Annotated in this window: 8 protein-coding genes; 5 read left to right on the forward strand and 3 right to left on the reverse strand. The window is 72.3% G+C overall.

The features are described from left to right. Window positions 1–10 precede the first annotated feature (10 nt). Window positions 11–2,914, forward strand: coding sequence for a helix-turn-helix transcriptional regulator (locus BGP73_RS05210; RefSeq protein ID WP_069812284.1), 2,904 nt, complete (start codon window positions 11–13; stop codon window positions 2,912–2,914). An 86-nt stretch (window positions 2,915–3,000) separates the two neighbouring features. Here the strand turns inward: BGP73_RS05210 and aceB are convergent, their stop codons facing one another. Together aceB and aceA are read right to left on the reverse strand one after the other, a co-directional pair. Further along, entirely contained in the window at window positions 3,001–4,590 is a 1,590-nt protein-coding gene (gene aceB / locus BGP73_RS05215) for a malate synthase A (protein ID WP_069812285.1), read from the reverse strand. A 124-nt stretch (window positions 4,591–4,714) separates the two neighbouring features. Then, window positions 4,715–5,983 carry an isocitrate lyase gene (aceA, locus tag BGP73_RS05220; RefSeq protein ID WP_244501095.1) on the reverse strand — a complete coding sequence of 423 codons (1,269 nt, stop codon included), beginning with the start codon at window positions 5,981–5,983 and terminating at the stop codon, window positions 4,715–4,717. A 449-nt stretch (window positions 5,984–6,432) separates the two neighbouring features. On the opposite strand from aceA, the gene BGP73_RS05225 reads away from it, so the two are divergent. Continuing rightward, window positions 6,433–7,851 carry a short-chain fatty acyl-CoA regulator family protein gene (locus tag BGP73_RS05225; protein WP_069812287.1) on the forward strand — a complete coding sequence of 473 codons (1,419 nt, stop codon included), beginning with the start codon at window positions 6,433–6,435 and terminating at the stop codon, window positions 7,849–7,851. 123 nt (window positions 7,852–7,974) lie between these two features. On the opposite strand, the gene BGP73_RS05230 is transcribed toward BGP73_RS05225, so the two are convergent. After that, the gene (locus tag BGP73_RS05230; protein WP_069812288.1) at window positions 7,975–8,922 is read right to left on the reverse strand and encodes a methionyl-tRNA formyltransferase; all 948 of its coding nucleotides are present in this window, start codon (window positions 8,920–8,922) and stop codon (window positions 7,975–7,977) included. A 248-nt stretch (window positions 8,923–9,170) separates the two neighbouring features. On the opposite strand from BGP73_RS05230, the gene BGP73_RS05235 reads away from it, so the two are divergent. From BGP73_RS05235 to BGP73_RS05245, 3 genes are all read left to right on the forward strand, one after another. Next, window positions 9,171–10,523, forward strand: a complete 1,353-nt coding sequence (locus BGP73_RS05235) for a lysine N(6)-hydroxylase/L-ornithine N(5)-oxygenase family protein (protein WP_069812289.1) — start codon at window positions 9,171–9,173, stop codon at window positions 10,521–10,523. Window positions 10,524–10,679: 156 nt separating this feature from the next. Then, entirely contained in the window at window positions 10,680–11,723 is a 1,044-nt protein-coding gene (locus BGP73_RS05240; protein ID WP_212732781.1) for an iron-siderophore ABC transporter substrate-binding protein, read from the forward strand. A 50-nt stretch (window positions 11,724–11,773) separates the two neighbouring features. After that, window positions 11,774–26,140, forward strand: coding sequence for a non-ribosomal peptide synthetase (locus tag BGP73_RS05245; RefSeq protein WP_069812290.1), 14,367 nt, complete (start codon window positions 11,774–11,776; stop codon window positions 26,138–26,140). The last annotated feature ends 195 nt before the right edge of the window (window positions 26,141–26,335 follow it).

Below are 26,335 nucleotides of genomic sequence, written 5' to 3' on the forward strand. Positions count from 1 at the left end.
ATCTGCCCTCATGCGTTCCCATGCGCCCCACCTCATCGGACGTGACCCCCAACTGGATGCTCTCCAGCGGGCGTTGGCCGATGCCCGGGGTCAGCGCGGTGGGGTCGTCTTCCTGGTCGGTGAGGCGGGCATCGGCAAGTCCCGTCTCGCGGCGGAGACCGCGGGCACGGCCTTCGAGTCGGGGATGCGCGTGCTGCGGGGACGGAGCAGCACCACCGGGCCGACGGTTCCGTTCCGGCCGCTGACCGAGGCGCTGATGTCCCTCTTCCGCGGCGGCGACCCGGTGGACGACGCGGGGCTCGGCCCCTACCGGCCGGTGCTCGGGCGGCTCGTCCCGGACTGGGACACCGGCGAGCAGGACGGCAGTTCCATGGTCATCCTCGGTGAGGCGGTCCTGCGGCTGCTCATCGCCGCGGGGAGGGACCGCGGCCTGCTCCTGCTCCTGGAGGACCTGCACGACGCCGACCCCGAGACGCTGGCGGTGGTCGAATACCTGGTGGACAACCTGGAGTACACCCCGGTGATGCTCCTGGCCACGATTCGCAGCGAGTTCTGCGAAGCCCTCGATCTGGCCTCCTCGGCGCGTCGACGCGGTGTCGGCACCGTGCTCGAACTGCCGCCGCTCACCCGGCAGCAGGTGCGCGGGATGATCGCCGCCCACCTGGGCACCGACCCAGGACTGGTGCCGCCCGAGGCACACGAAAGACTGTGGGACGACAGCGCCGGGAGCCCGTTCCTCGTCGAGGAGTTGCTGCAGTCCATGATCAGCGGTGGTGCGCTGGTCCGCTCGGACGACGGCTGGCTGGTCGTCGGGGATCTGCGCAGCGACGTGTCGACCTCCCTGGCCAGAGGCATCCTGCGGCGCATCGACCGGCTGGGCCCCCAGGGGCTCACCCTGCTGTCGGCCGCCGCCGTGCTCGGCCGGTGCTTCCCGTTGACCGTGCTCCAGCGGATGACCGGCGTCGACGACCGCGGGCTCCTCAGCCATCTGCACGCCGGGGTCGCCGCCCAGCTCGTCGTGCCGGACGAGCCCGCCCCGGACTGGTACGCCTTCCGCCATCCGCTCACCGTGGCGGCGCTGTTCACCCAACTCACTCCGGGGAGGCGTGCGGAGTTGGCCCAGCGGGCCGCGGACGCCGTCCAGGAGCTCCACCCCGAACTGCCCGACGAGTGGTGCCCGCTCGCCGCGGAGCTGCGCCACCAGGCGGGGGACGCCGCCGAGGCCGGACGCCTGTTCGCGGAGGCCGGACGGCGGGCGCTCGCGGGCGGCGCGATCGGCTCCGCCGTCTCCCTGCTCGACCGGGCCGAGCGCCTGCTCTCCGACAGCCCCGACACCCTGCGCCGGGCCGAGGTCCTGGAATCGCTGTTGCCCGCTCTGGCCGAGGCCGGCGACTTCGGCCGCGCCTTCGACCTCACCGAGCAGTTGCACGCCCTCGGCGGGGCCGGCCTGAACGCGCCCCGGCTCGCCGCGCTGCACACCCGGCTGGCCAAGGTGGCGCACACCGCGGGCCGGTGGATGGACGGCAACCGGCAGATCGAACGGGCCAGAGACGTGCTGGGCGCGGTTCCCGACGACGCGGCCGTCGCGCCCGTCGACGTGGCGGCGGCCTATCTGGCCCTGGACAGCCCGGGGACGGACCGCACCCAGCAGGCCGAGAAGCTGGCGCGTTCCGCCGTGGAGGCGGCGCAGCGGTACGACCTGCCCACGGTCGCCTGCCAGGCCTGGGAACTGCTGGCCACCGTGGTGCGCGAGCGGGACCCGGCCGAGGCCCGCACCCTGTTGGAGTCCGCGCTGGCCACGGCCGAGCGGCACGGGCTTCCACTCCAACGAATGTACGCGCTGACCCGGATCGGCGGCAACGCCTGGCTCGCCGAGGGGGACACCGCCGGCCTGCTGGCGGCTCGGGGTGAGGCGCTGCGGCTGGGTTCCGCCACCATCCTCCACACCATCGACGGGATCCTCATCCTGGACTCCGTGCTGCGCGGGGAGTTCACCGCCGCGCGGTCCGCCGCCGCGGAGTGCCTCGCCGTCATCCGGCGTCTGCGGCTCGCCCCGGCCGTCCGCTACGTGCTGATGGCGCAGGCCGCCCTCGCCGGGCACCGGGGCGATCGGGCGGCGATGGACGAGGCGCTCTCCGCGTTCGCCGAGTGGGACGGCGCCGGCTCGCAGGAGGAGTCGCTCACCGTCGGCCTGGCCCGGTCCTTCTGCGCTCTCATGGAGGAGGACCGGGAGTTGGCGGTGCGCGAACTGCGCCTCGTCGCGGAGCTGGAGCGCAGCAACCCCAGTACGTACTACCTCAGCGGGTGCGACGGGATCGGGTTGCTGCTCGACGTACTGGCCGGCGGGGTGGGCCGCGTCGGCCAGGAGGAGGCCGCCGGCACAGCCCCCGGGCGGATGAGGTGGAACCGGCAGTTCGTCCTCTGGGCCGACGCGGTGCTGCTGGGCCGGGAGGGCCGGCCGGCCGAGGCGTCCGCGGTGGCCGCCGAGGCGCTGCACACCGCCGAGCCCTATCCGACCGCCCTCCACATCGGGCTGCGGCTCGTCGCCGAGACCGCCCACGCCGACGGGTGGGGCGAGCCGGTGGCCTGGCTGCGCCGGGTCGAGCACCACTTCCACCAGCACGGCGTGCCCGCGGTCACCAACGCCTCCCGTGCCGCCCTCCGGCGGCTGGGCGCCCCGGTGCGGCAGCACCGCACCGGGAGCAGCCGCATCCCCGAGGAGTTGCGGGTCCAGGGTGTGACCGTCCGCGAGTACGAGGTGTTCGAGCTGCTGGCGGAGCGACTGGGCAACAAGGACATCGCCGACCGCCTCTACATCTCGCCGCGTACCGTGGAGAAGCACATCGCCAGCCTCATCGCCAAGACCGGCCAGCCCAACCGGGCGGCGCTGTGCGCCCACTCCGCCGCGCTCTGAGGTCCGCGCCCGCCCCCCACCGGTCAACGCATGGCGCGTACCGCGCGGGGGCTGAGCACGCCCCTCCCGGGGGCGGCCGGCGACCGTCACCGCTCTTGCGTGCGGCGCACGAGGTGGCGGCCGTAGGCGTCCGTGGTGAAGAAGGCCGGCAGTTCCTTGCCGAGCGCGGTCCGTTCGAACAGCGCGCGGGCCTCGTCGGCCGCGGCCAGCGGGGACCGCGTGGCCAGTGCGGCGGTCTCCTCTCGGAGCAGTTCCAGGACGACGCCGCGGTCGATGACGCGGTGGCGTAGCCACTGCCAGATCTGCGCACGGGCGATCTCGGCCGTCGCCGCGTCTTCCATCAGACCGTCCAGGGCGACGGCTCCCTGCCCGCGCAGCCAGGTGTCGAAGTAGCGCAGCGCGACCGCGATGTTGGTGCGGACCCCGTCCGGTGTCGGTGGGGCGCTGATGCGGCGGACGGAGAGCAGGTCCGCTGCGGTCACCTCGACGTCGCTCCGTGCACGTTCCATCTGGTGCGGGCGGTCCCCCAGCACCCCGTCGAAGACTTCCTGGCAGCCGGGGACCAGGCCGGGGTGGGCCACCCAGGAGCCATCGAAGCCGTCCTCGGCCTCCCGCTCCTTGTCGAGCCGCACCCGGGCCAGGGCGGCTGCGTTGGCGGCCGGGTCCCGGCTGGGCACCTGGGCGGCCATGCCGCCGATGGCGTGGGCTCCGCGCTTGTGGCACGTACGCACCAGCAGTTCGGTGTAGGCACGCATGAAGGGCGCGGTCATGGTGACCTTCGCCCGGTCCGGCAGCAGGAAGTCGGGGCGGTGCCCGAAGGTCTTGATGAGGCTGAAGAGGTAGTCCCAGCGGCCCGCGTTGAGCCCGGCGCTGTGTTCCCGCAGCTCGTAGAGGATCTCCTCCATCTCCACGGCGGCGGTGACGGTCTCGATGAGGACGGTGGCGCGGATGGTGCCGCGCGGGATGCCCAGGAGTTCCTGCGCGAGCAGGAAGACGTCGTTCCACAGACGGGCCTCGTAACGGTTCTCGACTTTGGGGAGGTAGAAGTACGGTCCGTACCCCGCGTCGATCTGCCGCCGGCCGCAGTGGAAGAGGTACAGCCCGAAGTCGACGAGCGAGGCGGGCAGCGGGCGGCCGTCGATCTCCAGGTGGTCCTCGGTCAGGTGCCAGCCGCGCGGGCGGACGACGATGGTGGCGAGGCGGTCACCGAGCCGGTACTCCCTGCCCTCGGGGGTGGCGAAGTCGATCCGGCGTTCGACGGCGTCCAGCAGGGTGAGTTGCCCGCCCACGATGTTGTTCCAGGTGGGGGCGGTGGCGTCCTCGAAGTCGGCCATCCAGACCCTGGCCCCCGAATTGAGGGCGTTGACCGCCATCCTCGGCTCCGGCGGCCCGGTGATCTCCACCCGGCGGTCGACCAGGCCGGGAGCCGGGGGCGCGACCCGCCAGGAGTCGTCCGCGCGGACGCCCGCGGTGGCGATGGGGAAGTCGAGTGGTGAGCCGGCGGCCAGCCGGTCCGCCAGGCGCCTGCGCTCCTTGAGCAGTCGCAGGCGCTGCTCGCCGAAGGCGTCGACGAGGCGGCCGAGGAAGTCGAGGGCCTCGGCGGTCAGGATCTCTCCGTGGCGGTCCCCCGAGGCGGCGAGGACCTGGACGCGGCCGGTCAGAACGGTGGAGGACATACAGGTCTCCTCAGGGGAGCGGTCAGGAGCCGGACGGAAGCGGCTGTCCGGCTCCTGACACCCGGGCAGCGGGTTGCTGGTGGTGACGGGTGGGGCGGTTGTCGCGCCAGGCCTGTTCAGCGGCCTACTGGAACTGCTCCTCCTCGGTGGAACCGGTCAGCGCGGTGGTCGAGGAGGCCGGGTTGATGGCCGTCGAGACCAGGTCGAAGTAGCCGGTACCGACCTCGCGCTGGTGCCTCACCGCGGTGAATCCCTGCTTCTGGGCGGCGAACTCGCGTTCCTGGAGACTGACGTAGGCGGTCATGCCGGACTCGGCGTAGCCGCTGGCCAGGTCGAACATCGCATGGTTGAGCGAGTGGAATCCGGCCAGGGTGATGAACTGGAAGCGGTAGCCTATGGCGGCGAGTTCGCGCTGGAATCCGGCGATCTGCACGTCGTCCAGCGCGGCCCGCCAGTTGAAGGACGGCGAGCAGTTGTAGGCCAGCATCTTGTCCGGGTACCGGGCGTGGATCGCCTCGGCGAACTCCCGGGCCTGCGCCAGGTCCGGGGTGCCGGTCTCGACCCAGATGAGGTCCGCGTAGGGGGCGTAGGCCAGGCCGCGGGCGATGACCGGCGCCATGCCGTTCTGCACCCGGTAGAACCCCTCGGCGGTGCGCTCTCCCGTGGTGAACCGGGCGTCCCGCTCGTCGACGTCGCTGGTCAGCAGGTTGGCGGCGAGCGCGTCGGTCCGCGCCACGATCACCGTCGGGACGTCCGCGATGTCGGCGGCGAGCCGGGCGGCGTTGAGGGTGCGGATGTGCTGGGCGGTGGGCACGAGCACCTTGCCGCCGAGGTGTCCGCACTTCTTCTCGGAGGCGAGCTGGTCCTCGTAGTGGACGCCGGCGGCACCGGCGTCGATCATCGCCTTGGTCAGCTCGAAGGCGTTGAGCGGGCCGCCGAACCCGGCTTCGGCGTCGGCGACGATGGGGACCAGCCAGTCGGTGGTGTCGGTGCCGCCCTCGGCGACGGCGATCTGGTCGGCGCGCAGGAGGGCGTTGTTGATCCGACGCACGACCTGGGGCACCGAGTTCACCGGGTAGAGGCTCTGGTCGGGATAGGTGTGGCCGGCCTGGTTGGCGTCCGCGGCGACCTGCCAGCCCGAGAGGTAGACGGCCTGCAGCCCGGCTTTGACCTGCTGCACGGCCTGGCCGCCGGTCATCGCGCCGAGGGCGTGGATGTAGTCCTCTTCGTGCAGTTGCCGCCAGAGGCGCTCCGCGCCGCGCCGGGCGAGGGTGTGCTCCTCGCGGACGCTGCCGGAGAGCCTGACCACGTCCTCGGCGGTGTGGGTGCGCTCGACTCCCTTCCAGCGCGGGTCGGTCGCCCACCGCTGTGCGAGCTCTTCAGCCGTTGTCATACCTGTGTGCGCCATCGCCGTCTCCCGAGGGGTTCACGTGAGGTGTCTGGGCTTCCTGTGAAGGGTGGGCTAGATTGTCACTGAGTGACAGACCACTGTCGCGGCCCGCCGGCCCGGACACGTGGACCGGTGAGCGAGCCACCTTGGCGCCGAGGTCGAGAACTCCGAGAACCACGACGTCAGGGGCTGTGGAACGCGCCCGAAGGTCGAATCGACCGTCAGGGCCGGCGAACCGCACTGCAACTATGACTGGTGGCACTGAGTGCCATCAAGTATGTCGATTTGCCAACTTCTGTAAATCTTCCGCGCACTCGTCCGCCAACTCTGCGAAAGATCCCGCCCAGCCGTGCTTTCGTGCCCACTGCCGCATCAGGCAAGGTTCGTCCCGTCGCGGTCCGGCATCGGGATCGGCGACGGGTCCGAGTGCCGCCCTGGGACGGGAGTCATCGGTGAGCAAGACCTACGCGGGAGCCCGACTGCGACGGTTGCGCGAGGAGCGGCGCATGAGCCAGGCCGAGTTGGCCCGGGCTCTCGCCATCTCGCCGAGCTACCTCAACCAGATGGAGCACGACTCCCGCCCACTGACCGTGCCCGTGCTGCTCCGGCTGACCGAGGCCTTCGGCGTCGACCCCGGCTTCTTCTCCGAACGCGGCACCGACAGGCTGGTGGCCGATCTGCGCGACGCCCTTTCGAACGAGGTCGCCGCGGGCCGGGTCTCCGCCTCCGACCTCGCCGAACTCGCCTCCCGTGTGCCCAACGCGGCGCAACTGCTCGTGGAGCTCGGTCAGCGGAATCAGCAGCTCGCCGAAGAGCTCCTCGAAATCGCCGATCGACGGGGTCAGGAAGTGTCGGCGCTGCCCCGCTCCCCGCACGAGGAGATCCGCGAGTTCTTCTACCGGCGCCAGAACTACCTGCACGACACCGACCTCGCCGCCGAGCAGCTCGCCGCGGAGGTCGGCATCCGGCCCGGCGAGGTCGTGCGCTCCCTCTCCGCACGGTTGGCCGATCGTCACGGGGTGCGCCTGGTCAAGGGCTCCGACCGGTTGCACCACTACGATCCGGTGACCCGGGAGCTGCGCCTCTCCGGACGGCTCCGCCCCGGTCAGCAGGCCTTCCGGATGGCCACCCAGCTGGCGTTGCTCGAGTACGCCGCCGAGTTGTCCGCGCTCGCCTCGGAGGACTTCGCCCCGGACAGCGACGCCTGGTCGCTGGCCCGGATCGGCATCGCGAACTACTTCGCCGCCGCGCTCGTCCTGCCCTACCGCCCCTTCCACGCCGCCGCTGAGGAGTTCCGCTACGACATCGAGCGGCTGACCGACCACTTCGGCCTGGGGTACGAGACGATCTGCCACCGGCTGAGCACGCTGCAACGGCCCCGCCTGCGCGGGGTCCCGTTCTCGTTCGTCCGCGTCGACCGGGCCGGGAACATGTCCAAACGCCAGTCGGCGACGACGTTCCACTTCTCCCGTGCCGGCGGTACCTGCCCACTGTGGAACGTCTACGAGGCCTTCGCCTCCCCCGGCCGCATCCACGTCCAGATGGCCGCCATGCCGGACGGACGGCGCTACTTGTGGACCGCCCGGGCGATAACCCGCCACCGCGGCAGCTGGGGCGAGCCCGGCAAGACCTTCGCCATCGGTCTCGGCTGCGAGATCCGTCACGCGTCGCGGCTCGTCTACTCCGACGGCCTCGATCTCGACAACGCCGCGGCGGCCGTCCCCATCGGGATGGGCTGCCGCCTCTGCGAGCGCACCGACTGCCCGCAACGTGCCGTGCCGCCCCTCGACCGCCGGCTGGTGATCGACGAGAACAGCAGCACCTTCACCCCCTACCCGGTGGCCGAGGAGGGTCCCGGCACCGGGGGCTGACCGGCCACCGCCGACCTCCGCAACGGCCTTCTTCGGACAGACGGAGCCTCTGGCGGTCCGGGGCGGCGCTCTCGTGGACGGGCCAGGAGTGCGTCGTGGCGCCGGCCCCTCCGGGACCGGCTGTCAGGGGCGGCTGGTGAGGTAGCCGCCCATCGAGGTGAAGTAGTCGGCCGCGGACCTCTCCTCGCCGTCCGCGGTGCGCACCCGCCTGACGGCCAGTCCGTGGTTGCGGCCGGTGCGGGCGTCGGCCCCGGCGACGATCACCACTCCCTCACCCTCGCGGTAGAAGATGCGGCCCGGCGTCCCTCCGTAGCGGGCCTCGGACACCACCGCCGCCACGATCTCGAGGCGCTCTCCCTTGTGGTAGGTGTAGGCGCTCGGGTAGGGGGCGGACTGGGCGCGCACCAGACGTTCGAGATCCTCTGCGGGCCAGTTCCAGTCGATGCGGATGTCCTCGTCGGAGCGCTTGTGGAAGAAGGTCGCCTGTGACCGGTCCTGCTTGGTGAACTCCGTCTCGCCCGCCGCGATACGGTCCAGCGCTCCCACCGTGACCGGGGCGATGAGGTCGACCGTCTTGTGGAAGAGGTCCGTGGCGGTGTCCGTCGGCTCGACCGTCACCGCGCGCTGGAGCACGATGTCGCCGGCGTCGAGCCGCTCGTCCATCATGTGCGCGGTGACGCCGACTTCGCTCTCACCGTTGATCAGAGCCCAGATCACCGGCGAGAAGCCCGCGTACTTGGGCAGCAGCGAATCGTGCACGTTGAGCGTGCCGTGGCGCGGCAGCTCGAAGACGCGCGGGGGGATCCACGTCCGCCAGTTGTTGGCGACGATGATGTCCGGGTCCGCCTCCTTGAGGGCGGTGAACAGCTCCTCGTCGTCGGGGCGGTTCCGGATCAGTACGGGGACCCCGTGGTCCTCCGCCAGTCGGGCGACGGAGTCACTCCAGATCTTCTCGTAGGCGTGCTCGCTCTTGGGGTGCGTGACCACCATGACCACGTCGTGCTCGGAGTCCAGGAGGGCTTGCAGGGTGCGGTGCCCCCAGGTCTGGTAACCGAACATGACGACCCGCATGGGGGTTCCTCCTCAGGGCAGCGCTGGACCGGCGCACAAGTAAAGCAAGCCTTACCTAATGCTCGCAACTACCCAATTTCCAGGGCCGGTTCACTCTGGGCGACTTCAGCCGATATCCGCTTTGTCTCGTCGACAGGCCCGTCAGATGAGGTTAGCTTTACCTAAATTCTGCTGGCCGGCGCCTGTCGGCGGCCGGCTCCTCGTCCCCGACGCCTGACAAGCGGCTCCCGCCCCACGATGGGAATGACATGTCACAGGCTCCACCCGCCGACGCACCACCGATCCACGACCTCATAGGCATCGGCTTCGGCCCGTCCAACGTGGCCATGGCGATAGCGCTCAGCGAGCACAACGCGCGTGTCGGCGGGCGAGAGACGGTCACGGCGCACTTCTTCGAGCGGCAGCCGCGCTTCGGCTGGCACCGCGGCATGCTCATCGACGACGCCACCATGCAGGTGTCCTTCCTCAAGGACCTGGTGACGATGCGGAACCCGGCGAGCGACTACAGCTTCCTGTGCTACCTGCAGAGCCAGGGACGGCTGGTCGACTTCGTCAACGGCAAGAGCCTCTTCCCACTGCGGGTGGAGTTCCACGACTACTTCGAGTGGGCCGCAGCCCGGGTCGACGACCTGGTCTCCTACGGCCACGAGGTCGTCGCCGTACGGCCGGTCGTACACGACGGCGTCGTCGAGTACGTGGATGTCACCGCCCGTTCGGGCTCGGAGACGGTGGTCCACCGGGCCCGCAACCTCGTCATCGGCACCGGCCTGCGGCCCCGGATGCCGGAGGGCGTGCAGCAGACGGACCGGATCTGGCACAACTCCGACCTGCTGACGAGGGTGGACGCCCTCGGCGACGCCCAGCCCTCCCGCTTCGTGGTGGTCGGGGCCGGGCAGAGCGCCGCCGAGAACGTGTCCTACCTCCACCGGCGCTTTCCGGAGGCCGAGGTCTGCGCCGTCTTCTCCCGCTACGGCTACAGCCCCGCCGACGACAGCAGCTTCGCCAACCGGATCTTCGACCCGGACGCGGTGGGCGACTACTTCACGGCGCCCGAGGAGACCAAGCGCAAGTTGCTGGACTACCACGGGAACACCAACTACTCGGTGGTGGACATCGACCTGATCGACGACCTGTACCGCCAGTCGTACCGCGAGCAGGTCCTGGGCACCCGGCGGCTGCGCTTCCTCAACGTGTCCCGGCTGGCCGAGGTCGTCGAGACCCCGGACAAGGTCCGCACCACCGTCGAGTCACTGGTCACCGGCGAGAAGACGGCACTGGACGCCGATGTGCTCGTGTACGCCACCGGCTACCGGACCGCCGACACCCTGGGGCTGCTCGGCGAGGTCGAGAAGCACTGCCGGCGGGACGACGCGGGACGGGTCCGCGTCGAGCGCGACTACCGCGTCACCACCGATCCGGAACTGAGGTGCGGCATCTACCTCCAGGGCGGCACCGAGCACACGCACGGCATCACGTCCTCCCTGCTGTCGAACACCGCCGTCAGAGTCGGTGAGATCCTCACCTCGATCCTGGACCACCGCCGGGAGCCCGACAGCGACCGGCGGCGGAACACCTCCGACGAGTTCAGCACGCCCCTCTGAGGCACGTCGGTCGGCACCCGGGCGAGGAGCACCGCTCCGAGGCCGAGGAATCCGCACGACACCCCTGCTGCAGCCCTCCCCCTGTCGCTCCCGCCCGGTCGCGGTCTCCCGGCCGGCGGGCGGCCCGCACAGTGAAGCCCGGCGAAAGGAAAGCCGTTGTCCACCAGAACACGCCCCGGACTGGCCCGGATGGCCAGACACCTCCCCCGGGTGGCCGTCGCCGCAGTCGCCGCGCTGCTGCTCGCCGCCTGTGGCGGGGAGGGCGACAAGGCCGGGTCCGATGCGCCCGGGAAGGGAGGCGCCGCCTCCACCGCCTTCCCGGTGACGGTCGAGCACAAGTACGGCTCCACGACGATCGAGGCGGAGCCGAATCGGGTCGTCACCCTCGGTCTGTCCGACCAGGACGCGGCGCTCGCGCTCGGTGTCAAGCCGATCGGCGCCGTCGACTGGTTCAAGGAGGAGCCGTACGGCAAATGGCCGTGGACCAAGGAGCTGTGGGGTTCCGCGAAGCCGCAGATCGTCGGTGAGCGCGACGAGTACAACGTGGAGAAGATCGCGGCCCTGGAACCAGACCTGATCATCGCTCAGTACTCGGGCATGAAGAAGGAGCAGTACGAGACGCTCTCCAAGATCGCGAAGGTCGTCGCCCAGCCCAAGGGCCACCCGGACTACGGGGCCCCGTGGCAGGTCATGACGGAGCAGATCGGCAAGGCTCTCGGCAAGGAGGGTGCGGCCAAGAAGAAGATCGCCGACATCGACGAGCGCTTCAAGGCCGTCCGCGGGAAGCACCCGGAGTTCGCCGACCTCACCCTGGTGGTGGCCGACAGCTTCGAGGCCGGCAAGTACTCGGCGTTCACCAGGAGCGACCCGAAGTCGATCTTCTTCGAAGAACTCGGTTTCCAGCTGAAACCCGAGATCGACAAGCTGGCCCAGCCGGGCTGGAACGTCGCCGAGCTGAGCGCCGAGAAGCTGGACGTCCTCGACGTCGACCGGCTCGTCTGGGTCACCTCCAGCAGCGAGTCCGACGAGCGGATCAAGGCGGAGCCCTTCTACAAGAAGCTGAAGGTCTCCCAGGACAAGCGCGACCTCTTCGTGCCCTACCAGGACCCGGACGTCGGCGCGGCCTTCTCCTTCAACACGGTCCTGTCGATCCCCTACGCGCTCGACGAGATCGAGCCACTCCTGACGGCCATCAAGTAACCGCTGCGCCGCCGACCCCGCGGCGCGTGACCAGGAAAGGCGATCCGACCATGTTCGATGCCGAGTCCGACCGGACACCCGCGAACGGAATGCCCGTGACCGGTGCTCAAACCGGCATCTGGCTGGCCCAGCAGATCGAGCCCGACAGCTCGGCCTACAACATCGCGTTCTTCCTGGAACTGCGGGGCGACACCGACCTCGACCGCCTCGCCGCCGCGGTGCGGCAGGCGGTCGAGGAGGCCGAGTGCCTGCATGTGCGCGTCGCCCCCGAGGGCGGAGGAGCGCGCCAGACGCCCGCCCCGTCGTCCGTCGAGGTCCCGGTGGTCGATCTGCGCCAGGCCCCGGATCCGGACGCGGCGGCCGCGGAGTGGATGGAGGCCGACCGCGGCCGGAGCGTTGAGCTGGCCGGCGGCCCGCTGTTCGCCCAGGCCCTGCTCCGCCTCGGTGACCGGCGGGTTCTGTGGTACCAGCGTTACCACCACATCGTTCTGGACGCCATGGGCGTCGTACTCCTCTCCCGCCGGGCCGGCCACCTCTACACGGCCGGCGAAACGGCCGGCGAAACCCCGCAGGCACCCGACTGGGCGCTGCGCCGCCTGGTCGACGCCGACCTCGCCTACCGCGCGTCCGAGAACTTCCGGAGCGACCGCGAATTCTGGCTGGACAGGCTTTCCGACCGCCCGGAACCGGTCCGCCTGGTGGAGCGCTCCCCGGCGCCCATGACCCGGCGGGTGCGGCGAACGGCGGAACTGTCGCCGGAGCGGACCGGCCGACTCCGCGAGGCGGCGCGCGGCGCCGGCGTCCGACTCTCCCGGCTGATGGTCGCGGCCGTCGCCGGCTATCTCCACCGGGTCACCGGTGAGCAGGACCTCGTGCTCGGCCTGCCGGTCACCGGGCGCTCCGACGCCGCGTCGAAGGAGGTTCCCGGCATGGCCTCCAACGTGCTTCCGCTGCGCGTCAGCGTCCGGGGGGACATGACGCCGGCCGATCTCGTAGAGGCGGTGCACCGGGAGATCGAGCGGGTCGTCGCCCATGGGCGCTACCGCGCCGAGGATTTGGCCCGGGACCTGGGCCTGGTCGAGGGGGTGCGGGAGCTGGTGGGCCCCACGGTCAACATCCTGCCCCGGGACCCGGGCCTGCGTTTCGGCGACGAGGAAGCCGCGATCCACCCGGTGTGGCTCGGGCCGGTCAGCGATCTGGCCGTCGGCCTCAGCGAGTCCGCCACCGGCGACCGCCTCCGGATCGACTTCGCCGCGGACGCCGAGGTCTGCGATCCGCGGGCCCTGGCCGACCACGAGCACCGTCTCCTCCTGCTCCTGGACGCGATGGCGGCGGACATGGACCGCCCCCTCGCCCACCTGGGGTTGGTGACCGGTGCGGAGCGTGCCCGGCTGCTGGAGGAGTTCGGCTCCTCGCCCCGGGAAGCGCCCGAACTCTCCTGGCCCGCCGCGTTCGAGCGGCAGGTGCGCCGCTCGCCGGACGCCGTGGCGCTCGTCTGCGAGGACCGGGAGCTGTCGTACGCGGAGTTGAACGCCGCCGCCAACCGGCTGGCGAACCTCCTGATCGCCCGGGGCGTGCGCCCGGAGGACGTGGTCGCCGTCGCCGTGCCGCGCTCGGTCGAGCTGGTGTTGTCGCTGCTCGCGGTGGTGAAGGCCGGGGCGGCCTATCTGCCACTGGACGCGGACCACCCGGGCGAACGCATCGCCTACATGCTCTCCGACGCCGGGGCGCGGACCGTCGTCACGACGCGCGAACTCGCCGGCGAGCTACCGCCAGCGGAGGCGGTCACGCGACTCCTGCTCGACGAGGCGTCGACGATCGCCGAACTCGAAGCGGCCGAGGCCTCGGACCCGGGAACCCCCGTCGTCCTGGACCAGGCTGCCTACGTCATCTACACCTCCGGTTCCACGGGCCGGCCCAAGGGCGTGGTCGTCACCCACGACGGCGTGGGCAGTCTGATCGCCACGGCCACCGACCGGATCGGCATCGACGCCGACAGCCGGGTCGTGCAGTTCGCCTCGGTCGGCTTCGACGTGGCGGTCTGGGATCTTGTCATGTCGCTCTGCGTCGGCGGCCGGGTCATCGTGGTCCCCGCCGAGCGCCGGGTGGCCGGACCCGCGTTGACGGAGTACATCGGGAAGCACCTGGCCACCCATATGATCCTTCCGCCCTCCCTGGTGGCGGCGCTGCCGCAGGAGTGCGAGCTGCCCGACGGCGCGGTGCTGGTGGTGGGCACCGAGGCCGTGCCGAACGAACTGATCGCCCGTTGGGCCGGGCGGCTGCGGGTCGTGGTCGCCTACGGTCTGACCGAGGCGACGGTCAACTCGACGCTGTGGCCCGCGGACGCGGCCTGGCGGGGGCCGGTGCCCATCGGCCGTCCCGACCCCAACACCCGCTGCTACGTGCTCGACGCGGCGCTGAGTCCGGTGGGCGTCGGCGTCGAGGGCGAACTGTACGTCGCCGGGCGCGGCCTGGCCCGCGGCTACCTCGGCCGGCCGGGGCTGACGGCGGAGCGGTTCGTGGCCGACCCGTTCGACGCGCCGGGCTCACGGATGTACCGCACCGGGGACCGGGTCCGCTGGCGCGCCGACGGCAACCTGGAGTTCCTCGGTCGCGCGGACGGGCAGCTCAAGATCCGCGGCCACCGGATCGAACCGGGTGAGGTCGAGAGCGCGTTCATGGCCTGCCCGGGCGTCGCCCAAGCCGCCGTACTGGTGCGGGAGGACCACCGCGGAGTCAGGCGTCTCGTCGCCTACCTGGTCAGCGACGACGTCACCGACCCCGACGTCGCCGTGGCGGCGGCCCGCGCCCGGGTGGCCGGGGCGTTGCCCGACTACATGGCGCCCTCGGCCGTCGTCCTCCTGGACGGCCCCCTTCCGCTGACGCCGAACGGCAAACTCGACGCACGGGCGCTGCCGGAGCCCGAGTGGACGGCGACGGCCGCTGACGCCCCACCCTCGACCCCGGAGGAGTCCGCCCTCGCCGAGCTGTTCGGCGAGGTCCTCGGCCTGCCGGCGGTGGGCGTCCACGACAGCTTCTTCGAACTCGGCGGCGACAGCATCGTCGCCATCCAGTTGGTGAACCGGGCCCGCGCGGTCGGCCTCGCGCTCACCCCCCGCGATGTCTTCCGGCACCGCACGGTCGCCGCGCTCGCCGCGGCGGCGGGCGCGGTGACCACCGGAGGGAGCCCGGCGGCCCCGGGCGGGACGCCTTCCCACCTTGGAGCCTTGGACACCAGCGCTCCAGACCCCGGCGCTTTCGGCCCCGGCGACTTGGACGGCAGCGCGCTACCGGTGTCGCCGCTGCAGGAGGGCTTCTTCTTCCACGCGCAGTTCGACGGGCGGACCGCCGACCTCTACGTGGTCCAGGAGGTCCTCGAACTCGCCGGTCCGGTCGACGCCGACCGGCTGCGGGGAGCCCTCCAGACGCTCCTCGACCGGCATCCGCTGCTGCGCGCGTCGTTCCGCCAGCTCCCCGGTGGAGAGGTCGTCCAGCGGTTGCACGATGACCTCGCGCTGCCGTGGCGGGAGGCCGACGTCTCCGGGACCGGACTGGCCGAGCTGCTCCGGGCCGACCGGGCCGAGCCCTTCGACCTCGCACGGCCACCGCTGATCCGGGCCACCCTGATCCGGGACGGGGAGCGCCGCCGCCTGCTGCTGACGCTGCACCACATCATCGCCGACGGCTGGTCCGTGGCGGTCCTGCTACGCGAACTGCGGAGCGCCTACCGAGGCGCGGAGCTGCCGCCCGCGGCAGATCCCCGCGGATACCTCGCCTGGCTGGCCGCCCGCGACCGCGCGGCGGCACGCGAGGCATGGCGCACGGCGCTGTCCGGCCTCACCGGACCCACCCGGCTGCTGGCACCGGACACCGCGGGCGAGGGCACGTCACCGGCCCGCCCGGAGGACCACGACCTCCGCCTCCCCCAGGGGCTCACCGCGGACCTGGCGGCCTACGCCCGTAGCCGGGGCCTCACCCTCAGCACCGTCCTGCACGGCCTCTGGGGTCTGCTGCTGGGCGGGCTGACGGACAGCCCGGACGCGGTGTTCGGCACCACGGTGTCCGGACGCACCACCGAGGTCGACGGCCTGGACTCGGCGGTGGGCCTGTTCATCAACACCGTTCCCGCTCGGGTGTCCCCGCGGCCTGACGACTCGCTCACCGAGCTGCTGCTCCGGGTGCAGGACGAGCACGCCGCTCTCCTCGGGCACCAGCACCTCGGGCTCGCCGAGATCCAGCGCGTCGCGGGCGGCGGGGATCTCTTCGACACCCTGCTGGTGTTCGAGAACTACCCGGCGGGCGGCGGATCGGCCACCGAGCCGGAGCCGGACGCCCCGCGGATCACCGGCGTCGAGGTCTTCGACGCCGTGCACTATCCACTGGCTCTGATCGTCCGTCCGGGCGAGCGGCTCGCGCTGCGGTTCAAGCACGACGCCGCCCGGCTCGACCGGCCGACGGTGAAGGCACTCGCCAGCCGGTTCGAGTCCCTGCTGCGGAAGCTGGTGGCCAACCCCGACCGTCCCGTCGCCCGGGTCGACCTGCTGACCGCGCCGGAACACGAGCGGCTGGGCGAGTACAACGCGACCGCCCGCGCCGTACCGGAGACCACCCTGGTCTCCCTCTTCGCCGAGCAGGTGGCTCGGACGCCGCGGGCCACCGCGGTGGTTTTCGAGGACGGCACGCTCTCCTACGCGGAGCTCGACCGGCGCGCCGAACTCCTCGCCCGACGGCTGCGGGCCCGCGGCGCGGGCCCGGAGCGGTTCGTCGCGGTCGCCGTGCCGCGCTCGGCCGAGCTGGTGGTCGCACTGCTGGCCGTCCTCAAGTCGGGCGCCGCCTACCTCCCCGTCGATCCGGACTACCCGGCCGACCGGACGGCGTTCATGCTCGCCGACTCCGGAGCGCGCACCGTCATCACCACCGCGGCGGTCGCCGGACGGCTGCCCGAGGTCGGCGGGCTGGAGCGGCTCCTCGTCGGATCCGAGGGCGTCGGCGAAGGCGTGGCGGAGGCGGACGTGGCGGACGTCCCGGCCACCCCGGACCATCCCGCGTACCTGATCTACACCTCCGGTTCCACCGGCCGCCCCAAGGGGGTCGCGGTCACACACCGGGCGATCGTCAACCGGCTCGCCTGGATGCAGGGCGAGTACGGCCTGGAAGCCGACGACCGGGTGCTGCAGAAGACCCCGTCGAGCTTCGACGTCTCGGTGTGGGAGTTCTTCTGGCCGCTCGTCGAGGGCGCCACGGTCGTCCTCGCCCGACCGGACGGCCACCGGGACCCCGCCTATCTGGCCGAACTGATCCGGTCCGCTGGCGTCACGACGCTGCACTTCGTGCCGTCGATGCTGAACGCGTTCGTCCAGGCCATGGCGGCGGGCGGGGAGCTGGAGTGGGCGGCGGGCCTGCGGCGGGTCTTCGCCAGTGGGGAGGCTCTGAGCGGCGATACCGCGCGGCGCTGGTGGGAGCTGACGTCCCGCTCCGAGCGCGGCCCCGTGCCGCTGCACAACCTCTACGGTCCCACCGAGGCGGCGGTGGATGTGACCTGCTTCCCCTACGAGGGCGGCGCCGAACTCTCGGTGCCGATCGGTCGACCGGTGTGGAACACCCGGCTCCATGTGCTGGACGCCTTCCTGCGCCCGGTCCCCGACGGAGTCCCCGGGGAGCTGTACCTCGCCGGTGTCCAACTGGCCCGGGGCTACCACGACCGGCCCGCCCTGAGCGCCGAACGGTTCGTGGCAGATCCGTACGGAGCGCCGGGCGAGCGGATGTACCGCACCGGGGACCTGGTGCGGCGCCGCGCGGACGGCGCACTGGAGTACCTCGGGCGCACCGACCGCCAGGTCAAGCTGCGGGGCAACCGCGTCGAACTCGGTGAGATCGAAGCCGTGTTGTCGGCCCAGCCGGGCGTCGGGGGCGCGGCCGTGATCGTCCGTGACGACGTCCTCGCCGGCTACGTCGTGCCCGCACCGGGTGGCTCCGCCCCCGGTGCGGCGGCCCTGGACGCCGACGCCCTGCGCTCGGCCCTCGCCGAGGCGCTTCCCGCGACGATGGTGCCCGGCGTCCTCCTGGTCCTCGACGAGCTGCCGCTGACTCCCAACGGCAAGCTCGACCAGGCCGCGCTGCCCGCGCCGGTCGCCGCCGGCCCGGCCGGCGGACGCGAGCCGCGCGATGAGCGGGAGCGCGCCTTCTGCGAGATCTTCGCCGCCGTCCTCGGGGTGTCCGGGGTCGGTGCGGACGACGACTTCTTCGTACTGGGCGGTGACAGCCTCACCTCCATCACCGTCGCCACCCGGGCCCGGGAGAGAGGACTGACGATCAGCACCCGCGAGGTCTTCGAAGGCCGCACCCCGGCTGCTCTCGCCGCCGCAGCCGGGAGCGCCCCGCCCCCCGTGCCCGCCTCCGAGGCGGAGAGCGGCCCAGAGGCACCCGCCGACCGACCTGTGGTCACGGTGGCCGCCGCGGAGGCCGGTCAGGCCGCCGCCGCGCTCCAGGCGATGCTGGCCCGGCAGTCGGACGTTCCGGTCGACCCCGCGCTGCGGACGCTGCTCGACCGGTTGGCCGCCGCCTCCGGCGCGCCCGAGGATCCGCCCGAACCGGAACCCGAACCGCTGGGCGGGCTGGTGCTCTCGCCCGAGGAGACCGCCCGCGTCGGGGCCGTGGCCGGACTGCCGGTCGCCGACATCTGGCCGCTCTCCCCGCTGCAGGAGGGCATGTACTTCCACGCCAGCTACGACGTGGGGGCGCTGGACGTCTACCTCTCCCAGGAGACCCTGGACTTCGACCACCGCGTCGACGCCGGCCGTCTGCGGGCGGCCGCCCGCACCCTGCTGGACCGGAACACGGGTCTGCGGGCCGGGTTCACCAGCGACGCACTGCCGGGCCCGGTGCAGTTCATCGTGGAGGGCGCCGAGATCCCGCTCGTGGAGGTCGATCTCTCCACGGTGCCCGCCGAGGACCGGCAGGTCCGGGTCGACGAGCTGCTGGCGGCCGACCGCCGGCAGCGCTTCGATCTCTCCGCGCCGCCGCTCTGCCGGCTGCTGCTCATCCGGCTCCCGGGCGGCAGGGACCGGCTCGTCGTCACCCACCACCTCATCCTGTGGGACGGCTGGTCCGCCTGGCTCTTCCTGGAGGAGCTGTTCACGCTCTACGAGCAGGCCGGTGACGACACCGGGCTCCCGCCCGCCGGCTCCTACCGCGACTACCTGGTCTGGCTGGACGAGCAGGACACAGGAGCGGCGCTCAGCGCCTGGGGCACGGCGCTCTCCGGCTTCGACGAACCGACCCTGGTCGCACCCGCCGGCCGGGACGGCGACCCGGTGGTGCCGGTGGACTTCCGGGCGGTGCTGTCGCAGGAGGCCAGCGACCGGTTGCGCACGCTCACCCGCCGCCACGGGCTCACCCTCAACACCGTGCTCAACGCCGCCTGGGGCATGGTGCTCTCAGCGATGGTGGGCCGCGGCGACGTCGCCTTCGGCGCGGCGGTGGCCGGACGGCCCTCGGAGATCCCGGGCGTCGCCGGAATCATCGGCATGTTCCTCAACACCGTGCCCGTCCGGATCGCCTTCGAGCCGGGCGAGTCCCTGCTCGACCTGCTGCGCCGGATGCAGTCCGAGCGCGCGGCCGTCCTTCCGTACGAACACGTGGGCCTGGGGGCGCTGCACCAGGAGACCGGCCACCGCAGGCTGTTCGACACCCTGTTCGTCCTCCGCTCGGCCGACGGCGAGGACCGGGCAGCCGCGCTCCGACGGCGGCACGGCATCGTCGAGGTGTCGAACGTGGACGGCACCCACTTCCCCCTCACCCTGATCGTCACCCCCGAGACACGGCTGCGGGTGACTCTGGCGGCCCGCCCCGACCTGTTCGACGCCGAGGACGCGACCACGATCCTCACCCGCTTCACGACCGTGCTCGCACGGCTCGCGGACGCGCTCTCCGTCCCGGTGGAGAGCGCCTGCGGGGCCGAGACCGCCGCCCCGACCGGCGGTGTCGACCTGCTGCTGCCCGCGGAACGTGCCGCGCTGACCGCCGAGTGGGCTGACACCCGCCGCCCGGAGGGCGAGGAGACCGTCGCCGACCTGCTGGCCCGGCAGACGGCCCGTACCCCGGACGCGGCCGCGCTGGTCTTCGGGGAACGCACCCTGACCTACGCGCAGCTGGACTCGGAGATCAACCGGCTGGCCCGGCTGCTGCTGGCACGCGGTGCGGGGCCGGAGAAGGTCGTGGCCCTGGCGCTGCCGCGGTCGATCGAGACGGTCGTGGCGCTCTTCGCGGTGCTGCGCACCGGCGCCGCCTATCTGCCGCTGGACCTCGACCACCCGGCCGACCGGCTGCGTCTGATGATCGAGGACACCGGGCCACTGTGCCTGCTGTCGACGGCGGCCGTCGCCCCGACGCTGCACGGCGGGGCCGGCGCCCCGGCGCCCGAGGTACTGCTGGACGATCCGGCCGTCGCCGCCGAACTCGCCGGTCTCCCCGCGGGGGAGGTCACCGACGCCGAGCGCCCCGCCTTCGCGCACGGTTCGGCGAACCGGCTGGAGCACCCGGCCTACGTCATCTACACCTCCGGCTCCACCGGCAGGCCGAAGGGCGTCGTCACCCCGTACCGCGGGCTGACGAACATGCAGCTCAACCACCAGAGGGAGATCTTCGACCCGGCGATCGCGTCAGCCGGTGGCCGCAGGCTCCGCATCGCGCACACCGTCTCCTTCGCTTTCGACATGTCCTGGGAGGAGTTGCTCTGGCTCGTCGAGGGGCACGAGGTCCACGTCTGCGACGAGGAGCTGCGCCGTGACGCCGGGGCCCTGGTGGCCTACTGCGACCGGCATCGCGTCGACGTGGTCAACGTGACGCCGACGTACGCCCAGTTGCTGATCGAGGAGGGCCTGCTCGACCAGGGCGGGGCAGCGGACGGGCACCGACCCGCCCTCGTCCTGCTCGGCGGGGAGGCCGTGTCCGACGCGGTGTGGTCGCGGCTGCGGCACACCGAGGGCACCTACGGCTACAACCTGTACGGACCGACCGAGTACACGATCAACACGCTCGGCGGGTCCACCGCGGACAGCCCGACCCCCACGGTCGGCCTGCCGATCCGCAACACCCGGGCGTACGTCCTGGACGCGATGCTGCGCTCGGTCCCCCCGGGCTGCCCGGGTGAGCTGTACATCGCCGGGACCGGGCTGGCCCGCGGCTACCACGAGCGGCCCGGTCTGACGGCGGAGCGGTTCGTCGCCGACCCGTTCGCCGCTCCCGGCGAGCGGATGTACCGCACCGGCGACCTCGTCCGCCGGCGCCCGGACGGCCTGATCGACTTCCTCGGCCGTACCGACGACCAGGTCAAGATCCGCGGGTACCGCGTCGAACTGGGCGAGATATCCACGGCGCTGGCCGCCCACCCAGAGGTCGCGCACGCCGCGGTCGTCGTCGTTGAGGGCCCGGAGACGAAGCGCCTGGTCGGCTATGTCGTACCGGACGAGGGGGCGGAGCCCGGCGAGGCACTGCTCCAGCGGCTGCGCACGCACCTGAAGGCGGACCTGCCCGACTACATGGTGCCGGCCGCCCTGGTGCCGGTGGAGACGCTGCCGCTGACGGTCAACGGCAAACTGGACGTCAAGGCCCTCCCGGCCCCGCACTTCACGGGGACCGGCAGCCTCCGCGCGCCCCGGACACCGCAGGAGGAAGCCCTCCGCGGCCTCTTCGCCGAGGTGCTGGGCCTGGCCGAGGGCGAGATCGGTGTCGACAGCGACTTCTTCGACCTCGGAGGGCACTCGCTGCTGGCCACCCGGCTGGTCAGCCGGGCACGCACCGCGCTCCAGGCGGAGCTGGCGATCCGCGACCTGTTCGAAGCGCCGACCGTCGCGGAACTGCTGGACCGCGCGGCCCGGTCCGGCGGCGCCGCCCGCCCCGCGCTGACGGCCGCCGAGCGCCCCGCCGAGCTGCCGCTGTCCCACGCCCAGCAGCGGCTGTGGGTCATCCAGCAGATGGAACGCACTTCCGCCGCGTACAACTTCCCGCTGGTGATGCGGGTGCACGGAGCGTTCGACGGGGAGGCGTGGCGTGCCGCGCTCACCGATGTGACAGCGCGCCACGAGGCGCTGCGCACCGTCTTCCCCGAGCGGGACGGCCGGGTCGTCCAGCGGGTCCTCCCTGCCGAGCTGGCCCGCCCGGTGGTCGAGTTCCTCCGGGCCGACGAGGGCGCGGTGGCCGGCATCATCGATTCGGCCGTCAACCGGACGTTCGACCTCGCCACCGAGTTGCCGCTCCGCGCGACCGTCGTCGAACTCACCCCGGACGAACACCTCGTGGTGATCCTGTTGCACCACATCACCACCGACGAGTGGTCGGACCGGCCGTTCCTGCGCGACCTGGCCTCCGCCTACACCGCCCGCCGTTCCGGTGGGGCACCGGAGTGGGCACCGCTGCCGGTCCAGTACGCCGACTACGCGCTGTGGCAGCAGCGGCTCCTCGGTGACCCGGCCGACCCGCGGAGTCTCGCCGCCCGCCAACTGGACTTCTGGCAGCGGACGCTGAGCGGCGCGCCGGAGGAGCTGGACCTGCCGACCGACCGGCCCCGCCCGGCCCGGCCGGCCTTCACCGGCGCGGAACTCGACATCGACTTCGACCCGGTGGCCTATCGGGGACTGAAGCGGCTGGCCAAGGAGAGCGGCGCCAGCATGTTCATGGTGGTGCACGCCGCCGTGGCCGCTCTGCTCCACCGCATGGGTGCCGGTACGGACATTCCGCTCGGCTCGCCCATCGCCGGTCGTGGCGACGAAGCCCTCGACGACCTGGTCGGGTTCTTCGTCAACACGCTCGTGCTGCGGACCGACGTCAGCGGTGATCCGACCTTCAGGGAACTGCTGGCCCGCGTCCGCGACACCGACCTGGCCGCGTTCTCGCACGCCGACGTGCCGTTCGAGTCGGTCGTGGAGCGGCTGAACCCGGCCCGCTCGCTCGCCCGCAACCCGCTGTTCCAGGTGATGGTCGGCTACCACCACCGGACGGAGAGCGGACCGGACCTGGCCGGCCTGGGGCTGGAGTGGGTGCCGTCCCCGATCAGCTCGGCCAAGTTCGACCTCGTCTTCAGCTTCACCGAGCGGACGTCGGCCGACAGCGAGGCCGGCTCCCTGGGATGCCGTCTGGAGTTCGCCACCGAGCTGTTCGACCAGCAGACCGCCGCGCGGCTCGGCGAGCGGCTGGCGGCCCTCGTCCGGAGCGTCGCCACCACACCCGAGCAGCCGGTCTCCGCCGTGGAGCTGCTCGCCCCCGACGAGCGGCGCCTGGTACTGGAGACGTTCAACGCCACCGCCCGCGAGGTCGAGGAAGGCACGCTGCCCGAGCTGTTCGGCCGCCTCGTAGCCGCCCAGCCCGACGCGGTCGCCATCGTGGCGGGGGAACTCTCGGTCACCTACGGACAGTTGGACACCCGGTCCAACCGGATCGCCAGGCTGCTGGCCGCGCGGGGGGTCGGTACCGAGAGCGTGGTCGGGGTGGCCGTGCCCCGCTCCATCGACATGGTCGCCACGGTGCTGGCCGCGCTGAAGCTAGGGGCCGCCTTCCTCCCGCTCGACCTGGTCCACCCCGCCGACCGGCTCAGCTACATGATCGAGGACTCCCGGGCGGTGGTGGTGGTCGGAACCGAGCCGGTGGCCGGGAAGATCCCCGACGCGGCCGGTGTGCCGGTGGTCCTCCTCGACGCCCCGGAGACCGTCTCCGAACTGGCCGCGCTGCCCGACTCGGCGCCCTGCGACCCACCGGCCGCCCTGGACCAGGCCGCCTACGTCATCTACACCTCGGGCTCCACCGGCCGGCCGAAGGGCGTCGTCGTCCCGCACGAGGGCATCTCCAGCCTGGTCGCCACGGCGGTCGACCGGATGGGACTGCGGAGCGACAGCCGGGTGCTGCAGTTCGCTTCGATCGGCTTCGACGTCTTCACCTTCGAACTCTCCATGGCGCTGTGCCACGGCGGTCGGCTCGTCCTCGTCTCCGACGAGGCGCGTGTCGCCGGACCGGCGCTCACCGACTTCCTGGCCCACCACGGGATCAGCCATATGGTCCTGCCCCCGTCGCTGGTCTCGGCCCTGCCCCCGGGGTGCGAACTGCCCGACCGGTCGACCGTCCTGGTCGGTACCGAGACCGTGCCTCCGGACCTCTTCGAGCGGTTCGGCGCGACCGCCCACCTGATCTGCGCCTACGGACTGACCGAGGCCACCGTCAACTCCACGCTGTGGTCGTCCCGGGGGACGGCCGGCCGACCGGTCGGCCCGGTGCCGATCGGCGTCCCGGACCCGAACACGGTCTGCTACGTGCTGGACGACCGCCTCGCCCCGGTCCCGCCGGGTGTGGTCGGCGAACTGTACGTCTCCGGCCGGGGACTGGCCCGCGGCTACCTCGGCCGGTCCGGCCTCACCTCCGAACGGTTCGTCGCCGACCCGTACGGCCCGCCCGGCAGCCGGATGTACCGCACCGGAGACCGCGCCCGCTGGCGCCGGGACGGCAACCTGGACTTCCTCGGCCGGGTCGACAACCAGGTCAAGGTCCGGGGTTTCCGCATCGAACTCGGGGAGATCGAGGCCGCGCTCACCGCCCATCCCGCCGTCGGCCAGGCCACCGTCGTGCCCGACCGCGACGGCGACATCGTCCGACTGGTCGGCTACGTCGTCCCCGCGCGCGGTGAGGCCGACCCCCGGGAGATCCGGTCGCACCTGTCCGAGCTGCTGCCCGAGTACATGGTGCCCGCCCTGGTGGTGCCGCTCGACGGGCGGCTGCCACTGACCCCCAACGGCAAGTTGGACCTGAAGGCGCTGCCCGCGCCCGACTGGTCCGCGATGGCCGGTGACGCCCATCCGGCCACCGAGACGCAGGCCCGTCTGGCCGGGTTGTTCGGGGAGGTCCTCAAGCTGGACAAGGTCGGTGTGCACGACAGCTTCTTCGCACTCGGCGGCCACTCCATGGCTTCGATGCGACTGCTCGGCCGGATCCGCTCCGAGTTCGGCGTCGAGCTGCGCATCCGCGACGTCTTCGACGCGCTGACCGTCGCCGGCCTCGCCGCCAAGCTCGACGGCGCGTCCGCCGCCAGGCCGCCGCTGCGGCCGGCCGGGCGCACGGAGGACGCTCCGCTGCCCCTCGCCCCCGTGCAGCGGTGGCAGTGGTCGGCCTACCGACGGCACGCCGCCTTCGACCACGCGCTCGCGCTGCGCGCGCCCGGCGGTCTGGACCCCGACGCGCTCGCTGCCGCCCTCGGTGACGTGGTGGTACGGCACGAGCCGCTGCGGACCGCCTTCACCGAGCAGAACGGAGCCGTGTACCAGCGGGCCGCGGAGCCTGTGGTCCTGGAGCGGGAGGAGTGCCCCGACCTGGACGTCCGGCTCACCGAACTCGCCGCCGAGGCCCCCGACCCGGCCGTGGAGGCGCCGCTGCGAGCACGGCTGCTCACCAGCCCGGGCGGCACCCAGGCGGCGCTGCTCACCATGCACTACCTGGCCGTCGACGAATGGTCGGTGGTGCCCCTCTTCCGCGACCTCACCAGGGCCTACGAGGAGCGCAGGCACGGCCGCGCGCCGGTCTGGGAGCCCCTGCCGGTGACGTACCCGGACTACACCCGGTGGGCGCTCGAGGCGCTCGGCGACCTCTCGGACGCCGAAACCCCCGGCGGGCGGCAGCTCGCATACTGGCGACGCACCCTCAAGGACCTGCCGGGCGCACTGGCGCTACCGGCGGACCGCTCGCGGACCGCCGCCCCCGGTCGGACCGGATACGGCGGCGACCAGGTCGGGTTCGTCCTCGACGAGCAGCTCCACGCCGAGGTGGACCGGCTCGCGAGGGCGACCGGCACGAGCATGTTCATGGTGCTGCACTCGGCGCTGTCGGCCCTGCTCACCGGGTACGGCGCGGGCACCGACCTGCCGATCGGCACCATCGTCGCCGGCCGTACGGACGACCAGCTGGCCGATCTGGTCGGCTGCTTCTTCAACACCCTCGTGCTGCGCACCGACACCGCGGGCGACCCGACCTTCGCGGAGCTGCTGACCCGGGTGCGGGAGACGACCCTCAGCGCCCTCGACCGACAGGACGTGCCGTTCGACGAGGTGGTCCGGGCGGCCGGCCTGTCGCCCGCGGGACCGCAGGTCATGGTGGTCCACCATGAGCAGGCGGAACTCGCGGAACTCGAAGGCGGAGCGGGCTCGCTGGAGGCGGTACCGACCGGCTCGACCAGGGCGGAGCTGACGCTCAGCTTCCATGAGCCACGCGGCGACGGGCCGGTGCACTGCGCGTTGGTCTACGCCACCGAGTTGTTCGGGCGAGCGCGGGCGGAGCGACTCGCCGACGACCTCCGGACGCTGCTGCGGCGCGCGGCGGCCGACTCGGACCGGCCGCTCTCGGAACTGTTCACCGCACCGTCCGCAGGGGCTGGGGAGGCATAAGGAGCGACTCGTTCAAGGGTTCTCGGGGTCACTGCCGCACGCTGGTCGGCGAGGAGACGAGCAGTCCGTGTCCGAGCCGACCGGACGGGCCCTGGGAGCGGCCGCGGGCGCGCATGACCGGGCACGGACACTCCCCGCGGAAGGGCCCGGCCGCCCGGCGCGGCCCGACGTCCCGCAGGGTTCCCCGCGCACCCG

Origin of the sequence: Streptomyces sp. TP-A0874, assembly GCF_001748085.1 — a bacterium.
Lineage (GTDB): Bacteria > Actinomycetota > Actinomycetes > Streptomycetales > Streptomycetaceae > Streptomyces.

What these genes read in the sequence shown, in the direction of transcription:
- BGP73_RS05210 (WP_069812284.1), top strand. Translation starts at nt 11, where the DNA reads ATGCGTTCCCATGCGCCCCACCTCATCGGACGTGACCCCCAACTGGAT.
- aceB (WP_069812285.1), bottom strand. Translation starts at nt 4,590, where the DNA reads ATGTCCTCCACCGTTCTGACCGGCCGCGTCCAGGTCCTCGCCGCCTCG.
- aceA (WP_244501095.1), bottom strand. Translation starts at nt 5,983, where the DNA reads ATGACAACGGCTGAAGAGCTCGCACAGCGGTGGGCGACCGACCCGCGC.
- BGP73_RS05230 (WP_069812288.1), bottom strand. Translation starts at nt 8,922, where the DNA reads ATGCGGGTCGTCATGTTCGGTTACCAGACCTGGGGGCACCGCACCCTG.
- BGP73_RS05235 (WP_069812289.1), top strand. Translation starts at nt 9,171, where the DNA reads ATGTCACAGGCTCCACCCGCCGACGCACCACCGATCCACGACCTCATA.
- BGP73_RS05245 (WP_069812290.1), top strand. Translation starts at nt 11,774, where the DNA reads ATGTTCGATGCCGAGTCCGACCGGACACCCGCGAACGGAATGCCCGTG.